24 protein-coding genes are annotated in these 19,968 nt (G+C 41.4%); 10 read left to right on the forward strand and 14 right to left on the reverse strand.

Annotated features, from left to right (window positions below):
- Positions 1 to 52: 52 nt before the first annotated feature.
- Both OS173_RS08965 and uvrC read left to right on the forward strand, forming a co-directional pair.
- Complete coding sequence (locus tag OS173_RS08965; protein WP_267183943.1) at positions 53 to 778, forward strand: 3-deoxy-D-manno-octulosonic acid kinase; 726 nt, start codon at positions 53 to 55, stop codon at positions 776 to 778.
- The gene (uvrC, locus tag OS173_RS08970) at positions 765 to 2,600 is read left to right on the forward strand and encodes an excinuclease ABC subunit UvrC (protein WP_267183944.1); all 1,836 of its coding nucleotides are present in this window, start codon (positions 765 to 767) and stop codon (positions 2,598 to 2,600) included. Before OS173_RS08965 ends, uvrC begins: the two co-directional genes overlap by 14 nt.
- Here uvrC and OS173_RS08975 read toward each other — a convergent pair.
- The 9 genes from OS173_RS08975 to OS173_RS09010 form a co-directional block, all read right to left on the reverse strand.
- On the reverse strand, positions 2,597 to 3,634 hold the full coding sequence (locus OS173_RS08975; RefSeq protein ID WP_267183945.1) for a phosphatidate phosphatase App1 family protein: 1,038 nt from the start codon (positions 3,632 to 3,634) through the stop codon (positions 2,597 to 2,599). The genes uvrC and OS173_RS08975 overlap by 4 nt on opposite strands.
- A 107-nt stretch (positions 3,635 to 3,741) precedes the next feature.
- Positions 3,742 to 4,203 carry a tRNA (cytidine(34)-2'-O)-methyltransferase gene (locus tag OS173_RS08980; protein ID WP_267183946.1) on the reverse strand — a complete coding sequence of 154 codons (462 nt, stop codon included), beginning with the start codon at positions 4,201 to 4,203 and terminating at the stop codon, positions 3,742 to 3,744.
- Between the two features lie 167 nt (positions 4,204 to 4,370).
- On the reverse strand, positions 4,371 to 4,661 hold the full coding sequence (locus OS173_RS08985) for a hypothetical protein (RefSeq protein WP_267183947.1): 291 nt from the start codon (positions 4,659 to 4,661) through the stop codon (positions 4,371 to 4,373).
- Between the two features lie 74 nt (positions 4,662 to 4,735).
- A complete protein-coding gene (locus OS173_RS08990) occupies positions 4,736 to 4,969 on the reverse strand; it encodes a hypothetical protein (RefSeq protein ID WP_267183948.1) in 234 nt (77 codons plus the stop codon).
- A 67-nt stretch (positions 4,970 to 5,036) separates the two neighbouring features.
- The gene (locus OS173_RS13410; protein WP_407659815.1) at positions 5,037 to 5,342 is read right to left on the reverse strand and encodes a type II toxin-antitoxin system RelE/ParE family toxin; all 306 of its coding nucleotides are present in this window, start codon (positions 5,340 to 5,342) and stop codon (positions 5,037 to 5,039) included.
- Positions 5,330 to 5,515 carry a hypothetical protein gene (locus OS173_RS08995; protein ID WP_267183949.1) on the reverse strand — a complete coding sequence of 62 codons (186 nt, stop codon included), beginning with the start codon at positions 5,513 to 5,515 and terminating at the stop codon, positions 5,330 to 5,332. The genes OS173_RS13410 and OS173_RS08995 overlap by 13 nt, the downstream gene beginning before the upstream one ends.
- 128 nt (positions 5,516 to 5,643) lie before the next feature.
- On the reverse strand, positions 5,644 to 5,922 hold the full coding sequence (locus OS173_RS09000; protein ID WP_267183950.1) for a hypothetical protein: 279 nt from the start codon (positions 5,920 to 5,922) through the stop codon (positions 5,644 to 5,646).
- Between the two features lie 82 nt (positions 5,923 to 6,004).
- Entirely contained in the window at positions 6,005 to 6,283 is a 279-nt protein-coding gene (locus tag OS173_RS09005) for a hypothetical protein (RefSeq protein WP_267183951.1), read from the reverse strand.
- Between the two features lie 13 nt (positions 6,284 to 6,296).
- Positions 6,297 to 6,494 (reverse strand): hypothetical protein, encoded by a 198-nt coding sequence (locus OS173_RS09010; RefSeq protein WP_267183952.1) that lies wholly within the window; start codon positions 6,492 to 6,494, stop codon positions 6,297 to 6,299.
- A gap of 204 nt (positions 6,495 to 6,698) precedes the next feature.
- Here OS173_RS09010 and OS173_RS09015 point away from each other — a divergent pair, with 204 nt between their 5' ends.
- Positions 6,699 to 7,148, forward strand: a complete 450-nt coding sequence (locus OS173_RS09015) for a DUF4124 domain-containing protein (RefSeq protein WP_267183953.1) — start codon at positions 6,699 to 6,701, stop codon at positions 7,146 to 7,148.
- Positions 7,149 to 7,277: 129 nt separating this feature from the next.
- On the opposite strand, the gene OS173_RS09020 is transcribed toward OS173_RS09015, so the two are convergent.
- Positions 7,278 to 7,757, reverse strand: a complete 480-nt coding sequence (locus tag OS173_RS09020) for a hypothetical protein (protein WP_267183954.1) — start codon at positions 7,755 to 7,757, stop codon at positions 7,278 to 7,280.
- Between the two features lie 409 nt (positions 7,758 to 8,166).
- Between OS173_RS09020 and OS173_RS09025 the strand changes: the two genes are divergently transcribed.
- From OS173_RS09025 to OS173_RS09035, 3 genes are all read left to right on the forward strand, one after another.
- Positions 8,167 to 8,382, forward strand: a complete 216-nt coding sequence (locus tag OS173_RS09025) for an addiction module protein (RefSeq protein WP_267183955.1) — start codon at positions 8,167 to 8,169, stop codon at positions 8,380 to 8,382.
- A gap of 599 nt (positions 8,383 to 8,981) precedes the next feature.
- Positions 8,982 to 9,860, forward strand: a complete 879-nt coding sequence (gene ubiA / locus OS173_RS09030) for a 4-hydroxybenzoate octaprenyltransferase (protein WP_267183956.1) — start codon at positions 8,982 to 8,984, stop codon at positions 9,858 to 9,860.
- Between the two features lie 124 nt (positions 9,861 to 9,984).
- The gene (locus tag OS173_RS09035) at positions 9,985 to 10,473 is read left to right on the forward strand and encodes an Hsp20 family protein (protein WP_407659816.1); all 489 of its coding nucleotides are present in this window, start codon (positions 9,985 to 9,987) and stop codon (positions 10,471 to 10,473) included.
- Positions 10,474 to 10,571: 98 nt separating this feature from the next.
- Here OS173_RS09035 and OS173_RS09040 read toward each other — a convergent pair whose 3' ends face one another.
- Both OS173_RS09040 and OS173_RS09045 read right to left on the reverse strand, forming a co-directional pair.
- Positions 10,572 to 13,628, reverse strand: coding sequence for a S8 family serine peptidase (locus OS173_RS09040; protein ID WP_267183957.1), 3,057 nt, complete (start codon positions 13,626 to 13,628; stop codon positions 10,572 to 10,574).
- The gene (locus tag OS173_RS09045) at positions 13,629 to 13,760 is read right to left on the reverse strand and encodes a hypothetical protein (protein ID WP_267183958.1); all 132 of its coding nucleotides are present in this window, start codon (positions 13,758 to 13,760) and stop codon (positions 13,629 to 13,631) included.
- Positions 13,761 to 13,985: 225 nt separating this feature from the next.
- Between OS173_RS09045 and OS173_RS09050 the strand changes: the two genes are divergently transcribed.
- Entirely contained in the window at positions 13,986 to 15,329 is a 1,344-nt protein-coding gene (locus tag OS173_RS09050) for an MATE family efflux transporter (protein WP_267183959.1), read from the forward strand.
- Between the two features lie 406 nt (positions 15,330 to 15,735).
- Here OS173_RS09050 and OS173_RS09055 read toward each other — a convergent pair whose 3' ends face one another.
- Both OS173_RS09055 and OS173_RS09060 read right to left on the reverse strand, forming a co-directional pair.
- On the reverse strand, positions 15,736 to 16,116 hold the full coding sequence (locus OS173_RS09055) for an endonuclease domain-containing protein (protein WP_267183960.1): 381 nt from the start codon (positions 16,114 to 16,116) through the stop codon (positions 15,736 to 15,738).
- A gap of 118 nt (positions 16,117 to 16,234) precedes the next feature.
- Positions 16,235 to 18,121 carry a DEAD/DEAH box helicase gene (locus OS173_RS09060; protein ID WP_456085712.1) on the reverse strand — a complete coding sequence of 629 codons (1,887 nt, stop codon included), beginning with the start codon at positions 18,119 to 18,121 and terminating at the stop codon, positions 16,235 to 16,237.
- Positions 18,122 to 18,441: 320 nt separating this feature from the next.
- On the opposite strand from OS173_RS09060, the gene OS173_RS09065 reads away from it, so the two are divergent.
- The 3 genes from OS173_RS09065 to OS173_RS09075 all read left to right on the forward strand — a co-directional run bounded on the left by OS173_RS09065 (position 18,442) and on the right by OS173_RS09075 (position 19,962).
- Positions 18,442 to 19,008, forward strand: a complete 567-nt coding sequence (locus tag OS173_RS09065) for a cytochrome c oxidase subunit 3 family protein (protein ID WP_267183962.1) — start codon at positions 18,442 to 18,444, stop codon at positions 19,006 to 19,008.
- Positions 19,009 to 19,012: 4 nt separating this feature from the next.
- Complete coding sequence (locus tag OS173_RS09070) at positions 19,013 to 19,270, forward strand: cytochrome C oxidase subunit IV family protein (RefSeq protein ID WP_267183963.1); 258 nt, start codon at positions 19,013 to 19,015, stop codon at positions 19,268 to 19,270.
- Between the two features lie 194 nt (positions 19,271 to 19,464).
- A complete protein-coding gene (locus OS173_RS09075; RefSeq protein ID WP_267183964.1) occupies positions 19,465 to 19,962 on the forward strand; it encodes a GNAT family N-acetyltransferase in 498 nt (165 codons plus the stop codon).
- Positions 19,963 to 19,968: the final 6 nt, after the last annotated feature.

Here is a 19,968-nt window from a genome sequence, read left to right on the forward strand (position 1 = left end):
TTGAAATCAATTAAAATGATGTATTTTAACACCTTACTTAGAGCCCATAGCTTTGCACCCCATTAAAATAAAAAACCACTGGTTTTTGTATCACGATGACCTTAATTCAAAGCCGAATGAAAACTGGTTCGATGCTCAATATTGGTCCAGACAGGGACGACTATTAGGTACATACTCCGGCCGTGGCTCGGTATGGATTATAAAATCCGATCTCGGTAAATGGGTTTTAAAACATTACTATCGAGGTGGGTTATACGCCAGGATAAGTCGTGATAAGTATTTCTGGAGCGGTCTGCAAAACACCCGAGCTGTCAGCGAGTTTAATTTACTGCAATACATGTACAAAAGAGGTTTACCTTGCCCAAAACCCATCGCGGTTCGGGTCAAAAAAACCGGCTTATTCTACACCAACGACCTTATTACCCAATATATCCAACATAAAACAACTTTTGCAAAAAAATTAGTGTCCACAAATACCAAACCTGATTTGTGGGCACAGATTGGCCAGGTCATTGCCAGTTTTCATGTTGCCGGAATTAATCATGCTGATTTGAACGCTCATAATTTATTGATTGATGACAACACCATCCACCTTATTGACTTTGATAAAGGTCAACGTATGCCACACCAAAAAAATTGGCCCCAAGCCAATATCGCCCGTTTAAAACGCTCCATCGAAAAAGAGACCGGACGCAGTTGCGCTCGACATTACGCTGAACATTGGCACGCATTGGTTCATCGCTATCAAAAAGCCATGGCTGACTATGACAGCCAATAAAGATTTCAATGCCAAAGACTTTATACGTGATTTACCCGGCCTACCCGGTGTCTATCAAATGTATGATGCGGACAACACCATCCTCTATGTGGGCAAAGCCCGCTCCTTAAAAAACCGGGTCAGCAGCTACTTCAACGGCACCGCTAAAGATAACAAGACCATGGCTTTGGTCAGCCAAATAGCGAATATGCGTTACCACATCACCCAATCTGAAGGTGATGCCTTAATCTTAGAAAATCAGCTGATTAAAAAACATAAACCGAAATACAACATTCTTTTAAAAGACGGTAAAAGTTACCCATATATTTACATTTCTATTGGTGAGGATGAATTCCCGCGCATTACCTATGCCCGCGGCAAGAAAAAACGTGCCGGTCGTTATTTTGGCCCCTACCCCAGTTCACCATCAGTACGCTACGCCCTGAATTTCTTACAAAAGGTGTTTAAAGTAAGGCAATGCACCAACAGCTTTTACAGCAACCGTTCCAGGCCCTGTTTGCAACATCAGATAAATCGCTGCACAGCACCCTGCGTGGATTTAGTCTCAAAACAAGATTACCAAAAACAAATCAATTACACCATTGACTTTATTGAAGGCAAATCATCACAGGTTGTTGACAGTTTAGTTAAGGAAATGGAACAGGCATCTGCTCATCAACACTATGAACAAGCCGCTGAAGTGCGCGATCAAATTAAAGCCATTCGCAGCATCCAGTCGCACCAAGCCGTGGAAACTGGGCTCACCGATCAGATGGATATTCTGGCTGTGGGACAAGAGGCCGGCTTGTACATTGTTACCGTAGGAACTGTCAGAAATGGTCAGTTTTTAGGCAATCGCAATCATTTTCCCGAGACCCCAAAGGGCACATCACTGCCTGAGTTATTACATGATTTTATAAGCCAATATTATGACCAGGACATTTTACCCAATCGCTTAATATGCAATCTTGAGCCCGCCGATAAAACTGATTTAGCGGAATTGCTCAGCGTCATAAAAGGTAAAAAAGTCTTTATTACCGCCAAGCCCCGGGGCCAACAGTTAAAACTGCTGAAACAAACCACTGACAACATGGACAACGCTTTACAAGTGCAGGTCAACAAATACGCCACTTGGCAGAAAAAATGGGATTTATGGCAAACAGAATTGGGATTTGAAAAGACACCGGAACGCATTGAATGTTTTGATATCAGCCATCAAATGGGCGAACACACCCGCGCCTCGTGCGTGGTATTCGATGCCCAAGGCGCGGTAAAAGACAGCTATCGCCAATACATTATTTCCGGCATTCAGGGTGGCGATGATTACGCCGCCATGTCACAAGTCATTGAAAAACGCATCAACAGCCTTAAAAAACGAGACATGCCGTTTCCTGCTGCCTTTATTATTGACGGCGGCAAGGGCCAAGTGAACCAAGCGGTGCAAATATTAAAGGAACAGGACATTGATTCGATTCGCATCATCGGCGTTACCAAAGACGAAAACCGCACTGCCGGCAATGAACGGATTTATATCCCCGAAACCGGCCGGTTTATTACACCGAGACCCCATGATCTATTGTCCTTAATGATGCAGCATATCCGGGATGAAGCCCATCGCTTCGCCATTAAAAGTCACCGCAAGGCTTTTAAAAAATCCAGAAAAACATCCGTGTTAGAAGACATTCCGGGTATCGGCAAATCCAGACGCAACATCCTACTGAAACATTTTGGCGGTATTCAAGGCCTAAAACAGGCCGGCATTGACGACATCCAAAAAGTCCAGGGTATCAGCGAAAAATTGGCGACAGACGTTTTTAACCAGTTACATGGCAATAAAACCTAATCTAAATTAACCTCGGCATCGATAACCCGCATCCCTTCAAAACGATTGGCCTTATCATCATTGTCCGGGCTGACATCACGAATGATTATTTCTTTTATCTGACCGGGAAATGTTTTTCTGATGTGCTTAAACACTTCCGGGTCATGTTCACCCGAATCACCAATCAAGGTAAACATGCGATGCGGGAAATGATTTAATATCTCAGTGATTTGCCGTATTTTCTGTTGTTCAGAGGCCTTTGAACCAAGTTTAATTAAACGGTAGAAGTCACCGTAAGTCTCACCTTCCAGTAAGTGCAAACGGACATTTTTCATGTGTATACTGCCCGGCGGAAAGCCAACGGTTTTAAACAAAAAATCAGCCAAAGGTCGATACATTTGCCACGGACCACCGGACACATAATGCAAAGCCACATCCTCATCAAACGTCTGGTACAGGGCTTTCATTTGCGGCACCGCCTGAAACGGTTTAAAAAAGGTATTCATCATCACCACCGCCTCGCCTTCGGTGATTTCTGTGATTTTCACTGTGTCATCAATATCAGAAATGACCGAATCACCATGGGGCTTAATCAAGCGAATACCTCCTTCGCCCAGGTGATCTTTACCGGTGGCACTAAACCGTAACCAGCCATTTTTAGATTGCTGCGCCGCCAATAATTCCTTAGCACGCTCAAATGACAAGCTTAATTCGCCAAATAATAAGCCGTTAAAATCCGTGCGTTTATCACCATCGAGCGACTTTAAGCGAAAAATCTCATTGTGCGGATCATTATCAAAGGTTAAAAAGATGGCCTCAAAAGATTGACTGTCGGCCACGAAATCACGAAAGCGAAAGCGAAACATCTTAATCTGATCTTCTTGCAGCTCATCTAAACCGGCTTTGTTTTTAACCACCCTTTTGGCGATTTTCGATAATTGCTTACCGCCCCAACAACCATGCTTGTGCACCCACACCCGCAAAGGTATGCGCCACAGACCATCATTTTGGTAACCGTAGCTCGGATAAAAAGTCACATATTCAGTATTTTTCATTGTACCTTCAGATGTTTCAGTTCCTGAGCAAAGTGCCCAGCCAACCACAAAAATAAGACATATAATGATTAACAGCCCGCTGCGAAGCCAAGTCCGGCGCTGAATCACTACAGCAAACCCTCAAAACCCAATTGCCCTAAAGCTTGATACAAAACAATGGCCGCGGTATTGGATAAATTCAAACTTCGAGAATCAGCCCGCATCGGAATCCGCACCGGATAAATCAAATCATGCCCCCGAACAGCCTCCGGCAAACCCCGGGTCTCCGGTCCCAATAACAAACAATCATTGTCCGCATAAGCCACTTCATGCGAATAGTCTTTAGCCTTGGTAGTCAGCGCATAAATCTGATTAAAATCAGTGTCTTGCATAAAAGACTTAAAGTCATCATGCTCCCGAACCTGCGCCCACTCACGATAATCCAAACCCGCCCGCCGGAGCGCCTTGGTCTCCATAGCAAAACCCAAAGGATGAATCAAATGCAACCGCACCCCGGTATTGGCACACAAGCGAATAATATTCCCCGTATTCGGCGGAATCTCAGGTTCGTATAGAGCTAAATGAAGCATACATGACATGTGATTTTTAAAAGATTTATTGTATGCGGAGATAGGTCATTTCACAAATAATTGAAAAAAATAACCAACTGCACAAGCTCAAAATTAATTAGCGTATTTTTTTTCTCATTCCCATGTTCCGGAGACTATGAAATAACTCAGCCAGTCTGTGATTGATTTTACTTATTCACTAATTTCAGTATCTCATTAATTTCCTTTCCAGTAAGCCCTTGTTTTTTAAGATAGCCTTCTCTCTGATTCTCCGGCATCTCCCTCAACATATTCTTAAGCTCTTTTGATACTGTGAATTCAAAAAACTCTGAAACAAAATAAATAAATATAACTGAAAAGATGGAAACACTCATGCCAATAACACCAGCAGTTGAAAGGTTGCCATATATTAGTAATGTGGTTGCACTAATAATACTAATACTAAGTATTATTTCATCCTTTAGTTTTAGCTTAATCATATTAGATATAATACTTAAAACACATCTGCATATAAAAAATTACTTTAGCTTATGGACACAAGTATTTGAAAATATTATTTATCGTGTCGTTTAAATTTAATGTACAACAACACTGGAATGGATAAAATTCCATAAATAATCAAGCCATAAAAATCGATCGAAATAATCCCGTAACCTATCAGAACTGCTGCATACTCTAAAGATTTCTCTTCCTCCCAAATAAATGCTAATGACACACCTACTATTAGATATATAGTCATTAAGATCCAATAAATCTTTGTCCATTTTTCAAATAATTTATCTTTCATTTATCTAAATTTATTATTTTTAACTCACATTCTTTGGGAAAAATAAACGACACAAATTCTCTGTATTTTATTCAAACCGATCTTCAACATTTTCAAGCAGTCTCTTTCCGTGAATCACACTGGCAATTAAAATACATTCTGTCTCAATTCGATAAATCAAACGGTAGTTATGGATAAATCGTTCTCGTATATTTTCATCGCTCAATTCGGGAACACAGCGACCGATGTGGGGAAACTCCGCAATGTGCCGTGATACAGATAATATTTCAGTGACAATACTTCGAGCATAGTACTCTGAATCTCTGGCGATATACTCAGTAATTGCCTCAATATCCTCTACTGCTTCAGGCGACCACCTTACTATGTGGTCCACTGACTTAATCTTTTCTCAACTTCATCCTGACTAAAAGAACCTTCATTCTCAGCCCGATTAATGCCTTTTTTAATTTTATCTACCACATACAGATGGTATTGAACATCTTCAAGTGAGCAATCGTCGGGAAGTTTATTTAAAATCGACTTAACATCATCTTTTGCTGTATTCATAAACGGTTACCTTTTATTCTCTTGCACATAGATATTTATTATATATGCATTAGTTATGAATGTCCCCATGATTTCGTAGTGCTCGGCCTCGTAATTCTCGACTCTTTGTACCGGACGCTATAGTTAAATTACCCAAAAAAGCCGGAAATGATGTCAGCTATCCCTTCGATAATCACCATAAAACCGCTAAATATAGCTTCTAAGATACCAGACAAAATATCGAAAACACCTTCACCAGCCAACACAACCGGCGTGGCTGCGCCCACCAGTGAAACTGCGATGGCGCCTAAAGCAACAGCTTTTACACCGGCCACTAAAATATAGATAACAGAGAACAGTAAAACACTGGCATAGATGGCATTCAGTGCTCTAATTTTTGGTGACTGGTTTTTAGTTTTTTTCCTCATTCATTAATCCCTATTTTTTATACACGTGTTTCGTTTAATGATCACCTTGCTAATTATGGCGCTTACCGTTGTGGCGCCACCGCTACTTTCTGGCCTTGGCTTTCGCTTGGCGCATGGCTTTTCGTTGTTGTTTATTAGGTAGGTTTTCTCGGGTATCCAGAACTGTCTTAAGATCTTGATAAGCTTTTTTCCACTCAGGGGTATTTTTGAATTCAATCATTCCGGAGTTCGATGGTTTGGTTTGATTGGACACCTCAAAAGACTCGTCACATTTGAGCAACGCTTTGCGCCGAGTCATTAATGTGCCGGTATGCATTTTCTCCAGTTCGGCCAGTGTTTTTGGTTCTACTTTGTTAGCCATTTATACCAATTACTCATCGTGATTTATCTGCTTTACGTTCTTGTTCATATTCTTCAAAAGATTTTTGAGTTCGTTTAAAACACTCTTCAAATTCAGAAGGCGGTCCTTGGCTGCAGTCAGTTCGATTGTTTATCTGAATATTGTTATACACCGCTTGAGAGCTGCAGCTTGATAAGAGGCATAAAGCCATCAAATACCCAATCTTATTCATTTAATCTCTCCAGCAGATATTTTTAACCATCCATCAATATCGTATCATATTTACATACTTGCTCAATACTGTTAAGCAGAGCAAAAAAAAGTATATTTAAATAACTTACTTGTTTATTTATTTTCAAACTCAGTTTAAAGTATTACTTGCAAGTAATCCTTTGCGCAAGCAAATGGAATTCTCTTTTCTAAAAAGGAATCTTAAATGACTAAAGCAGCCACCCTTTTAATCGCACTACTGATTTCAAATATGGCTTTTGCCAAGCAAAAATATTATAAATGGACTGATGAAAACGGCAGCATTCATTATTCCACAGAAAAACCCGAAAATAATCAGACAGATGAATTGGACATCAGCACAAGGCAACCGGTGTTAAGTGAAACCTCAGAAAAAGCGGAACCAGAAAATTCGCAAGAGACGGAAGAAAAAAGTTATCTGGAACAACGACGCGAGAAAAAACAAAAAGCACAGCAACAGGCCAATAAAAACAGAGAACGCTGTTTAGATGCCAAACATGCCGTCACCAAATATCAACAACAAGTCCGCATGAGCCGCATTGATCGAGAAACCGGTGAAACCATCTATTTAGATGACTTTAAAAGAGAGCAAATCATTCAACGGGCACAACAAGCCGTGACAAAATACTGTAATTAAAATCAGTCATTTGGCCTCTTTTCATTTTCTTTGGCCAAAATTAAATAGTTTTTTCCGGAGCTTAAGTTTCTTTTCTGTGATCTCAGTTTCAAACTCTAAATGGCCTTTAATCCAAGCCTGTATTTTTTTTCATTTCCTATCATTAGTAACATTTAATAATGGCACGAGACTACCATCTTTCAGCCTTAGCTTAAAGAAATACTTGGTAAACAGCTCGCCAGAATCAGTCGCAGATTCATTGAAGTTTAAATTAAAATGACTAATTTCAGCATAGGGGATTTTTCTGGCCGACAAAAACTTATACTGATACCTTTTTTTAATGACGCTTTGTGTGGTGTTATTAAATTCAATATAACCTAAACGTAAAGCATAAAAAAGCAGGATAGCTCCCATAACACAAGCTGTTACAAAAACCCAATGACTAAAAACATTTGCTATGCCCGAATGAGACATAGATAAAAACATCATAAATAAGTTAATTAAAATTATAAATGCAAATCCAATTCGATTAACTAAATCTCTCTCCACGACCCTCAATCGATCAACACCGTAGCGCTTCATAATAAATTGAGGTTCTTTATAAATTATCTTATCTTTAATTTTAAACATCGATTAATTATTACTTAATGGCATTTGTGATGAATTAGGATACCTACGCAATAAGTATCTATTAAACACAAACCCTGAATATTTAAGGTCAATAGTCCAATAATTTTATATCATAAATTTAAATTTATAATTTTCAAAGAACCTGAATTCAGTTGGTTTCACTGAAGTCATATTAACCACTGTGGTTCCAAGCAAAGAACACTGACCTTCTTGATTATCCCAGGCATCAATACAATCCACTTGATGGGCTTTGGAAAGCAGCTTTTAAAGTAACTATTAACCACAGAGAACACTAAGGAATCACAAAGTTCTCAAAGATAAAAAGATAAATATTAGGCTTAATGCCTGTGTGAAAATCTTTGTGATCTTTGTGGCAAAATAATAGAACAAGACGTATTGAGCTGACATTATGAGTATCCAAAAAGCTTTAGAAGATACAAAAAAACTAAATAGCAGTGAACGCGCCTTACTGGCCCATTGTCTGATTTCATCTCTGGAAACTGAGCAAGATGACGGTGTGGATAATGCCTGGTTTCAATTAGCAGAAAAGCGCATAAAAGAACTACGTTCAGGTGCTGTTACAGCTATGACACGGCAAGAAATTAAACAACAAGTTAAGGGCTAGCACTTGTTAGAATTGAAATTCCATCCTCAGGTTTCTGAAGATATACAAGCTTTCTATCGAGACCTTTGCATAAATCGTGAATTAAGTAAAAATGTCTGAAACCCTGAATCTCTGCGTCAGAAAACTTAGCAATAGCCTTGCTATTACTTGCGTTTCCTTCCTTGATCTTCAGAATTTCAATCATTTTTACAATAACCCAGAATTATGCAAAGGTCTCTTATCAATGGTATCAAAAACAAGCACTTGGTCTTGGTGATGATTTTATTCGAGAATTAGAATCAGCCTACGCAGTTATTTCCGACATGCCACAAACATGGCCCTTTTTTCAAAAGGACTTTCAAAGATACATTTTATCAAAATTCCCGTATTCGGTTATCTATCAAGCCACAATAAATCTGTTTTTATTGTTGCTGTTATGCACAACAGCAGAAAGCCGGGGGTTTGGCACCAGCGTCTTTGAGTGTAAATATAAAAATCAATTAAATGAATAGTTTATGCCTTTTGTAAAAACCGCTGTGACCTCTGCGGTTAAATAAAATAGGTGCTTTTAAATATTTAAATCAAATGAACTAATTAAGGCATTGGTTTACAATACCGCCATGCTTAAACTGATTGAAAAACACTGGCCTCAGGCCGTTCCTTATCTGCGTCTGATGCGGGCGGATCGGCCGATTGGGACTTTGCTGTTATTATGGCCGGCCTGGTGGGCCTTGTGGAGTGCCGCTGAGGGTATGCCACCGTTTTCTTTGTGGTTGATTTTTACTTTGGGTGTGTTTTTGATGCGCTCGGCCGGTTGTGTTATTAATGACATTGCCGACCGCAAGTATGATGGCCATGTCAGCCGCACCCGTCAGCGGCCTTTGGCCATTAAAGAAGTATCTGTAAAACAAGCCTGGATACTATTTTTTGTTTTACTCGCTCTATCCGCCTCTTTATTGCTGTTCCTCAATCTACTGACTTTTTATTTGGCGTTAGCAGCGGCAGCTATCGCCATGACCTATCCGCTCATGAAACGCTATACCTATTTACCACAGGCTTATTTAGGTGTCGCCTTTTCTTTTCCAATTCCCATGGTCTACGCCCAAATAACAGGCACCGTGCCCAAAGAGGCTTGGTTGTTGTTTGTGGCAAATATTTTATGGACCATCGCCTATGACACCATTTATGCCATGGTCGACCGCAAGGATGACCTAAAAATAGGCATCAAATCCACGGCTATATTATTTGGGGACCTGGACAAAGTCATTATTGGTATTATTCAACTACTGACCATTATGGCATTTTACCTATTTGGGCAACAGACCGACATGGGTGGACTGTACTATCTGGCGGTGATTATTATCGTCTGGTTATTCGCTTATCAACAATTATTAATCGCCGGACGTAATGAAGAACGCTGCTTTAAGGCCTTTTTGCATAATAATTGGGTTGGTATGACCTTATTTGCCGGAATTTTTGCTGATTTCCTCTTGAAATAAACCAAATCAAACCTATATAGCTTATGAGTTTGGTGGCCGATCTCGGCATCAAACCGTTGAACCCGACTTGGCCATTTGGCAAGTCATTTTAAACTTAACGTATTGCTTAATAGGAGAATACATTATGAATTTTGATTTAACCCCATTATTTCGTACTTCAATTGGTTTTGACCGTATGGCACAACTGTTAGATCAGGCTAATCGCATTGATCAAACCCCCAGTTATCCGCCCTACAACATCGAGCATTTGGATGAAAACAACTATCGCATCACTTTGGCCTTAGCCGGTTTTAGCGAGCAGGATTTAGACATTACATCAGAACAAAACACCCTGACTGTCAGCGGTAAAATTGAGTCTGAACGTGAAGATAAGGATAAAAAATTCATCCACCGTGGTATCGCCACACGGACTTTTGAACGCCGCTTTCAGTTAGCTGATCATGTACGCGTCAAAGGCGCCAGCATGGACAATGGCTTATTGCACATTGAACTGGAACGCGAAATTCCGGAAGCAATGAAGCCACGCACCATTGAAATCAGCAATGGCCGTGGTCGTCAAACCATTGAGCAAAAACCTGAAGCCGTCAAAGACGATAAAAAACAAATCGCCTAAACGAATTTAGGTTTAAGTAAAACTAAAAGCCCGGGTCACGACCCGGGCTTTTTTTGTTACCAGATAAACCCAACCGTTGTCAGGTTTATCATTACGATTTACTCGCAAGCCTGTTTATCAAAACCATCTAAAAACAGATAGTCATGCACATGGATTGTTATGCTGTGAGGCTCGGTGGTATCGTTACCACCATTGGCCGTACCTCCATTATCCTGCATTGAAACAGAAACCAGCGCTTGACCGGATTGCCCGGTAAAGACATAGCTCATCTGCCCCGAATTATCCACATCAACAGATGTTAAGACACCATTGGGATCTGCATCGATGTTCACCAGCATATCATTCACTTGCTGGCTATTATTTTCTGGAACATTGCCCATATCCATTTGACAAACAACTGTCTGTGAAGCTGGATTAGCCACTAAATCTAAAGGCATATAGACGGCTTTATTGGCGGTCATGCTGGGCTGATCATTAACACAATTAACCGTTACATTGACTGTGGCTGTGGAACCACCATTTAAGGTATATGTAAAGGAATCAGAGCCACAGAAATCTGCATTCGGTGCATAGGTTACTGAGCTGGTTTGGTTCACCACCGTACCATGTGAACCTTGCGTCACACCCATAATATCCATCTGACCACCATCAGGATCAGTGTCATTTGCCAGAACATTCAGCATGGTCGCCGGATCATCTTCCGTCAAGGTGACGGTGTCATTCACGGCCGTTGGATCCACATTGGCAACAGCACAATGGTTACCGGTATCGGCAAAAGATTCAAACTCAAGTCCCCAACTGATTAAATTACCCCCTAATAAGTCCTCAATATCATAAACTGTCAAGATCCATGTACCATCGGCATTTTCACCATCAAAGGCACTCAGTAGATTACTGGGTTGATAGGTACCACCATCAGTGGGCGGACATGGCCAATTACCCGGTGTTGCCTCATCATCAAAATTCAAATCAAAATTATCTGAACTACCACAACTGGATGTCATGATTTTCACCGTAGTGCCTTCAGGAGAGGTTAACTCAATTTCTACATCTGCCATCCATGGATGAGTTCCACTCAGATTAAGCACATTAACGTCACTTAAAACACCAACACCGCTGATATTTAATGTAGAAATATTAGAAGAGTTATCGATAATAGCTTTAGGCACATCTGTACTCGGAATTTCGCCGGTGTTCTGACCAGTTCCGGTATAAAAACGACGTGATAAAGAAGTACTGCCATTACCACAAACATTACTCGGCGTGACGCGCCAGTAATAACAGGATTCCGGGTTTAATTGACTGGTGGTAACCTCTGTGACACCATTTGAGGTGTTACCTGAAAAATCAACACTGCCAAACCCGGGATCATCGTCCACTTCAATCAAAAAGTCAGTACCGAAATTTGAACTCCAACTTAAAGTCGGGCTAAAACTACCTGCATAACTGTCATCAGCCGGACTATTCAATCCTGGCATCGCCGGAAAATTGAGAACTGAAAGCGTTAAGGCCTCATCATCAGTTTCACTGCTATTAACACTGTCTGTACCCGTGGCGGTCAGGTTATATTGACCTGCAGTCACACTTTGAATATTGCCAACTGTTAGATTGGTTGTATTGGCCGGACTGACCACCGGATTCACTGAAAAGTTACACGCCGCAGCACTTGGACAACCACTGACTGACATATTGGTGGAACCGGTAAAATCGGTCAGGTTCAGTACATAATCAATCGACGATTGATTGCTACAGACTTCTAGATTGGTGCTATTGGCAGTTAATTGTGGTCCCACATTGATTACAGCCAAAGCCGCTGCCGCATCCAATAATCCATCGCCACAATTTGAGGTGCTACAGGAAGACCCACTGGGAAAGCTGCGTGCAGAAACTTTTATGGCCGCCTCAACCTCAGCCGGTGTCAAAGCCGGATTAACACTGTACATTAAACCCGCTACACCGGCCACGTGTGGCGCCGCCATAGAAGTTCCTTGATAGAAAGCATAGTTATCATTTCCCGGAGCGGAGGTGCCTGAATTGAGTGTCGAAAGCACACCATTACCACCACCGCCACCCGGTGCAGCAATATCAATTAATGCGCCATAATTAGAATAAGAAGCACGATTGGCATTGCGATCGGTCGCAGCCACGGAAATCACATTATCACAATTGCCCGGATTATAACCGGATACGTTGGCATTGGAATTACCAGAAGCAACCACCACCACGGAACCATTGGCCACAGCAGCATCAATGGCGTTTTGTGAAGTGCTAGAACAACTACCTTGACCACCAAGACTTAAGTTTAAAACTTGTGCCGGGTTAGCATTATTCGGTACACCGGTCACAGTACCACCGGAAGCCCAGACCATGGCATCAGCGATATCTGACATAAGACCACCACATTTACCCAGTACACGAACTGGTACTACTTTGGCATCATAGGCAATACCGGCCACACCTTGATTGTTATTGGTAACTGCTGAAATGGTACCGGCCACATGGGTTCCATGCCATGATGAGTTTTGATTCTGAGGCGGATAACCGTTTCCACATTCACCGGCGCTCATCCAATCACCGGGATCACTGGCATCGGCATCTCGACCATCTCCATCGTTCGCCATGAATACATCACTCATCATGTCATAGCCGCCAACGATATTCGCATTCAAATCAACATGAGGACGATATCCGGTATCAATCACAGCAACGGTGACACCTAAACCGGTTGATACATCCCATCCGGCTTCTAAATTAATACCGCCAACAGCTTCATAATAATGCCATTGATCTTCATAATAACTATCATCGGCCGTTGCAAATCGATATAAACGCTTGTCTTCTTCTACATATTCAACGGAACTGTCTTGTTTTATTTTTGCTAAAATATCTTGTAACTCTTTGTCAGAGTAATCTTTATCCAATTTAACCACCTGTGCATCATTGTACATATAACGATGATGCATCAAGGACACACCTGTTAAGACACTGAGGTGATTAATGTTATTGTCACTTTGTTGAATGTATGAGATATCAGAATCTTTATACTTAATAATCAGTTGGTCTTTTAACTCAGATGCCATCACAGAATGCGACATGGCAAGACCCAAAGCTGACATTAACAGTGTGGGTTTAAGAATTTGCTGTTTGATTTTCATTTATTTTACCTCTTTTTTTGAGCTGCATTGTATACCGATATCTCTGATCAATAAAACCACTAAAATAATTTTTGCCATTTTTATTGAAGCCTGTGTTCCTATAAAGATAATATTGGCCACATCACGTTTCATATAAATGTCCGGTAAAAGGTCCAATGAAATGGATTAACGAATACCAACAATGTAAATATATGTGATATTAACAATCACACATGGAATTATCATTCTTACTAATTAACTGACTTAGTCAAAGCCGACGAATAGTCAAAAGAACAATCTATTTTCAAGCCCACATAATTCACCCAATCCCCAGCCGATAGTCTGCTACAATCTCGAATTGTCTTTTTATCAGAAGCGATGTTATCTGAATCTGCTGAACAACGTGATTTAACCCGAGGTTCGATTTATAAACACATGATCCGTATCGGTATTCCGGCGGCTTTGGGCATGTTGTTCAATACCTTATATAACCTCACGGATAATTGGTTCGCCGGGCGAATTTCGGATGATGCCTTATCGGGCCTGGCCATTGCCAGCATCGTGTTCGCGGCATTTTTAGCGTTGGGCATGGGTTTACAAAGTGGCACATCTGCGATGGTGGCGGCTGATTTAGGCACCAAGAAACCTGAAAAAGTCCGGCACTGGATTAATTATTCCCATGGCATAACCTGGTTTTTATCATTACTGATTTTAGTCCTTGGCTTATGGTTCGCTAAAGACTTACTTAAATTCTTAAGCCAAGACCAGGCGATTATTGATAAAGCCTGGGATTACACTTCAGTAATACTGTTTGGCAATGTCTTTTTTAACCTCACCAGCGCCTTTGCAGGTGCTTTAATTGCCCACGGTAATACCACCAGTTACCGCAATGTACTGGTGATCGGTTTTGTTGCTAACTGGCTGTTAAATCCCTTATTTATCTTTGTCTTTGATTTTGGCGTTGCCGGTTTGGCCTGGTCCACGGTATTCATCAAATTAGGATCAGCGGCCTACCTCTGGAAAGAACTTAAATCAGAAACCGGTCACTATGCAAAACCTGGCTACGATTTCAGTCACTGGAAACAATTACTGGCGCAAATCATGCCCGCCAGCATGAACATGCTGACCATTATTATCGGTGGCTATATTACGATTTATTTTATCTCACAATTTGGTGACAATCCGGTCGCCGGTTATTCGGTCGGAATTCGGCTTGAGCAATTACTATTAATGCCGGCATTGGGTTTAAATGCCTCGGTCATGGCATTAATCGGACAAAACTACGGCGCAGGCAAATACAACCGGGTCAATGAGATATACAGAAAATCTCTAAAATTAGCTTTATTGGTCTCTGTCATCTTTATCCCCATCATGATCTTCTTATCACCCTTGATGATGGATCAATTTACCGACAACCCGGAAATAATTGCCGTGGGCGTCTATTATTTGCGCGTCGATGCCTTTGCCTTTTACGGCTACACCATGCTATTTTGCTCAAACGCAAGTTTACAGGCCATTAAACAACCGATGTTCCCACTGGTTATCGGAATCTTACGGCAGATGATCCTACCAATCATCGCATTTTACCTGCTTATTGAAGTTATGGATTATGGCTTACAGGCCATTTTCTGGTCCATTGTCGTGATTGTGCTTTCCAGCGCTGTGTTAGCTTACTTCTACACCCACAGACGACTTAAAGGGCTTTTATCGACTAAGGACTGACGCTATGTCAGGCTAGCCCTATTTTGTAAAAACCTGAGTGGGTTTACAAAAATTATCCAGATATTCAGACAATCAAAATTCCGACCATTTTTTAGCTAAACGAATTTGGCGTGACTACTCCTGATTAGTTTCAAAACACCACGTAAAATTCGAAAATATAACCTGAATATCGATCCAATAAAACCTCCTCTCTCGAGAGGGGAACGACGGGTGTTACCGCATCCTGCTATCGCTGTACACCTAAATTGATTTACAAGGACGCAAGGAATGCATAGATTGTCTGATCACCAACAGTAGGCCATTAAGGCAACGGCAGGACTGCCGTTTTACCATGCGAAGCAACCCGAAGGGCTGTTGGCATGGATGTCATAAAGTACAACAATATATGCCCTTTAGGTGTATGTTTTTAGAACCGGTTTTCCTCTATCCCATCAATAACACGTTTTAGATGAGTCACGACGCCCTCACTATTATCCATCACGTCTTTATCTGTAAAACGAACAACCATTAAACCAACATCCTCTAATGCCTTCTGTTTCTGAATATCCCTATTTTGACCCTCTTCAAAATCATGCGTATAACCATCAAGCTCAATAACCAACTTCAATTCATAGCAATAAAAATCAACGATGTAATTAAGTAACGGTTTTTGCCTGATGAATCGATAACCCTTAAGCTGTTTACCTTTCAAAAACTGCCATAATTTGATTTCAGATTTCGTCGATTGATTCCTCAACTGCCTGGCTAATTCTTTTAATTTTGGGTTATAGGGAATAATCTTTCGCATGTTAACTGCGGTTTTTTTAACGATTTTACACACCCCCTAACCCCCCTCTCAAGAGGGGAGAATAAATTATTACAAAACCTCCCCTCTCGAGAGGGGATTGAGGGGTGTGTTTCTTTTTTTACTTCTTCGGCTTCCTGCCCGGCTTTTTACCATCTTTTCGTTTGGCTTTGCTGCGAGGCTTGCGGTTGGCTGATTTATCTTTTTCGCTTTTACGGTCTTTGGATTTGCGTTTGCTCGGCTTATCGTTATCGTGTTCTCCTTTAGGGCCTTTAGGACCTTTGGGTCGTCCTGATGAAGCACCGAGTTTCTTGATTTCGCTTTTGCGTCCGCATAAACGGGCATTCCACAGGATGTTCATGATTTCTTTGGGCATATCTGCCGGGAGATCGACGGTGGTGATTTGATCATAGATATCAATCTGGCCGATGTATTCACGATCCAATTCCGCTTCATTACAAATCATGCCTACGATATTACTGGGTTTAACACCCTGCTCGCGGCCGACTGAAACCTGAAAGCGCTCCATTTCAATCTCAGGATGCTCAAGTAATGGTACCGGTGTTGGGTCAATGTCATCATGGCCGGTGTTGCCGCGGCTGCGGCGGGGTGATTTAACGCGATCCGCGTCATGATTAAAGCCGGTTTTAACACCTTTGTTGCGCTCATGCCCTTCACTTTTACTCTCGGTCAATAACAGACCTTTGTCACCGTGAATCATATAGGCCAAGGCCGCGGCAATTTGGTTTGGGTCATAGTCAGTTTCCGACTCAAATTCATCCACCAGCTGTTGATAAATTGATAAATCTTTGGCCGCCAGCGTCTCGCTGATTTGATTCTTAAAGCGTCGCATGCGATTGACATTGATGTCATCCACCGATGGCATATTCATGGTCTGAATGGGTTGTTTGGTGGCTTTTTCAATCATCCGCAACATCCGCTGTTCACGTTTGGTGATAAACAAAATCGCTTCACCGGAACGACCGGCGCGTCCGGTGCGACCAATCCGATGTACATACGACTCAATGTCATAGGGAATGTCGTAATTGATGACATGGCTGATCCGTTCAACATCCAGTCCACGCGCCACCACATCAGTACCAATCAGGATATCGATGGCCCCACTTTTTAATTTCGACACCAAACGTTCACGTTGCTTCTGCACCATGTCGCCATTTAAGGCTTCCGCAGAAAACCCGCGCGCCTGCAGTTTTTCAGCCAGTTCTTCAGTGGCCATTTTAGTTCTGACGAAAATCAGCACCCCGTCAAAATCCTCGACCTCTAACACCCGCGTCAAGGCATCCAGTTTTTTCAAGCCACTGACCATCCAATAGCGTTGATTGATGTTCTTGGCGGTGGTGGTTTTGGTTTCAATTTTAATATCAACCGGCTGATGCAAATGGTTCACCGCGACTTTTTTAACCTGCTTCGGCATGGTCGCTGAAAACAAGGCAATTTGGCGATCTTTTGGTGTGTGGCTTAAAATCCAATCGACATCATCAATAAAACCCATGCGCAACATTTCATCCGCCTCATCCAACACCAAAGTCCGCAGATGATCCAGCTTCAAGGTTTTCCGCCGCATATGATCCATCACCCGGCCCGGTGTACCCACCACAACCTGAACACCGCGTTTTAGCTGCTTTAATTGAATGTCGTAACTCTGGCCACCGTAAATCGGCAGCACATGAAAACCTTTAATATGACGCGCATAGGTCTGAAATGCTTCTGCCACCTGAATTGCCAACTCCCGCGTCGGCGTTAACACCAGCACCTGCACACCTTTTGCGTTTGCATCCAAATTCGACAAAATCGGCAAAGCAAAGGCCGCGGTTTTACCGGTCCCTGTCTGCGCCTGTCCCAGCACATCTTCCCCCGCCAATATCGGCGGAATACTGGCCGCCTGAATCGGTGAAGGCTGCTCATAGCCACTTTCTTTAACGGCTTGAAGAACCTCTGCGGATAAACCCAAATCATCAAAGCGTTGTGGGGAGTTGGTTTGCGACATATTAGATTTCGGCATGATATTTAATTGATACCTGCTCGCTTAGTGTTTTGAGCAGTGGTTAGAAAAGTTCGCGGATTATATAGTAAGCCGACAGAGATAACACTGTAAACAATCACTTTAGACCCAATCTAAATACAGCCCAGCTGATAAAAAATATTTATTATATAACGCCTGTTCGATATTATTTACCATTATTGACGTCAGCTATATCCTATGAGATTAATGACTTGCTGATGTTTGTTGCTTTAAATCAATTACAATACATCAATTATTAAAGTTTTGAATACCCCAACCTGGCCTTATTTTGAGTTAATTTCCTCATGAAAAAATACCCCAAACCAATACCCGGCGACTTAGCCATGTGGATTATCATCTTTGCTGAACTGTTGGTGTTTGGCATATTTTTCATTGCTTACGCAGTCGTTCGAATTAATAACGTTGACATGTTCAACGACTCTCAGCTCACTTTAAACCGTGAGACGGGTGCCATCAATACGATTTTACTGATTACGGCCAGTTACTTCGTTGTCATGGCAATCCATGCTTTGAAAAACAACACAACCAAAAAAAGCAGCCGTTATTTATATGCAGCAATCGCTTCCGGTTCACTCTTCATCCTGATTAAAACCTTAGAATTTCATGACAAAATGTCTGCCGGCATCGACATCGGCACCAATACGTTTTATATGTTTTATTTTTTATTGACCCTGTTTCATTATTTTCATGTCATTTTAGGGCTGATGATTTTATTTGTGGTGGCCTTAAAAACCCAGAAAGGACATTACAACGCGAACCAAACCCATGCCATGGAAACCGCAGGTTCTTATTGGCATATGGTCGATTTAGTCTGGATCATCATGTTTCCATTAATCTATGTGATCAGGTGACAAAATGAATAAAATTTACAATATACATACCGTCTGGCTGATGCTGGTCCTGCTGACCTTATTGACCTATGGCTTAAGTTACATAGACGCTAATGACACGGTCATTATGCTGATTTTAATGGTTGTTGCGCTTACCAAAGGCGTCATGATTATTCGTGATTATATGGAATTAAAAGGCGTGTCACTGCTCTGGAAAATCATAATGTATGGCTGGATAACTGTCGTTAGTCTGGCCATCGTCGTGGCTTATTTACTTGTGTGAATTAATGGGGTCTAACTAAGGATTTAATGAAGTAATCAAGTGCCTGTCGCATGTTATTCCCATGTTATTTCACATATTTTTTTATTTTAGGTGTGTTTGAAAGCTGTATTCGACTCAATAGATTGATCAGGACTAAACGAACTATTTTAATTAATATCCCAAACCGGCTTGCCAATGTGCTAGTATAAATAGATATGACAAATAAAATAGAATACCGGGCCGCGAGGTCTAAAGATGCCAAAGACATGATAACCGTTCAATTTAAAGCGGTTCAATCCATACCTAAAGATGATTATACCAAACAGATCTTATCTGCCTGGTCACCTAAACCAAACAGTGAAAGAATTCAATGGTTGGCTGCTTTTATTAAAAATGACAACGTTCGTTGTTTTGTGGCCACCAATAAAAAAAGTAAAGTATTGGGTGTAGCCATATACTTGATCGCTGAGCAATGCATCAGATCATTGTACGTTGACCCCAAACACGCAGGTATCGGCATAGGAACGCGATTGTTAAATAGAATTGAGCGATTCGCTAACAAAAAAGCGGTCGACAAACTACACCTCAAAGCTTCAATCAACTCAATTTCATTCTATAAAAGTATGGGTTACAAAAAAATTGAGGAAGCCAAACAACTGTTAAGTAATGGCAGTTCAATGGACGCTGTTTTTATGGAAAAGGTTATCAATTAAACCCTA

The organism is Marinicella gelatinilytica (assembly GCF_026410405.1).
Classification (GTDB): domain Bacteria; phylum Pseudomonadota; class Gammaproteobacteria; order Xanthomonadales; family Marinicellaceae; genus Marinicella; species Marinicella gelatinilytica.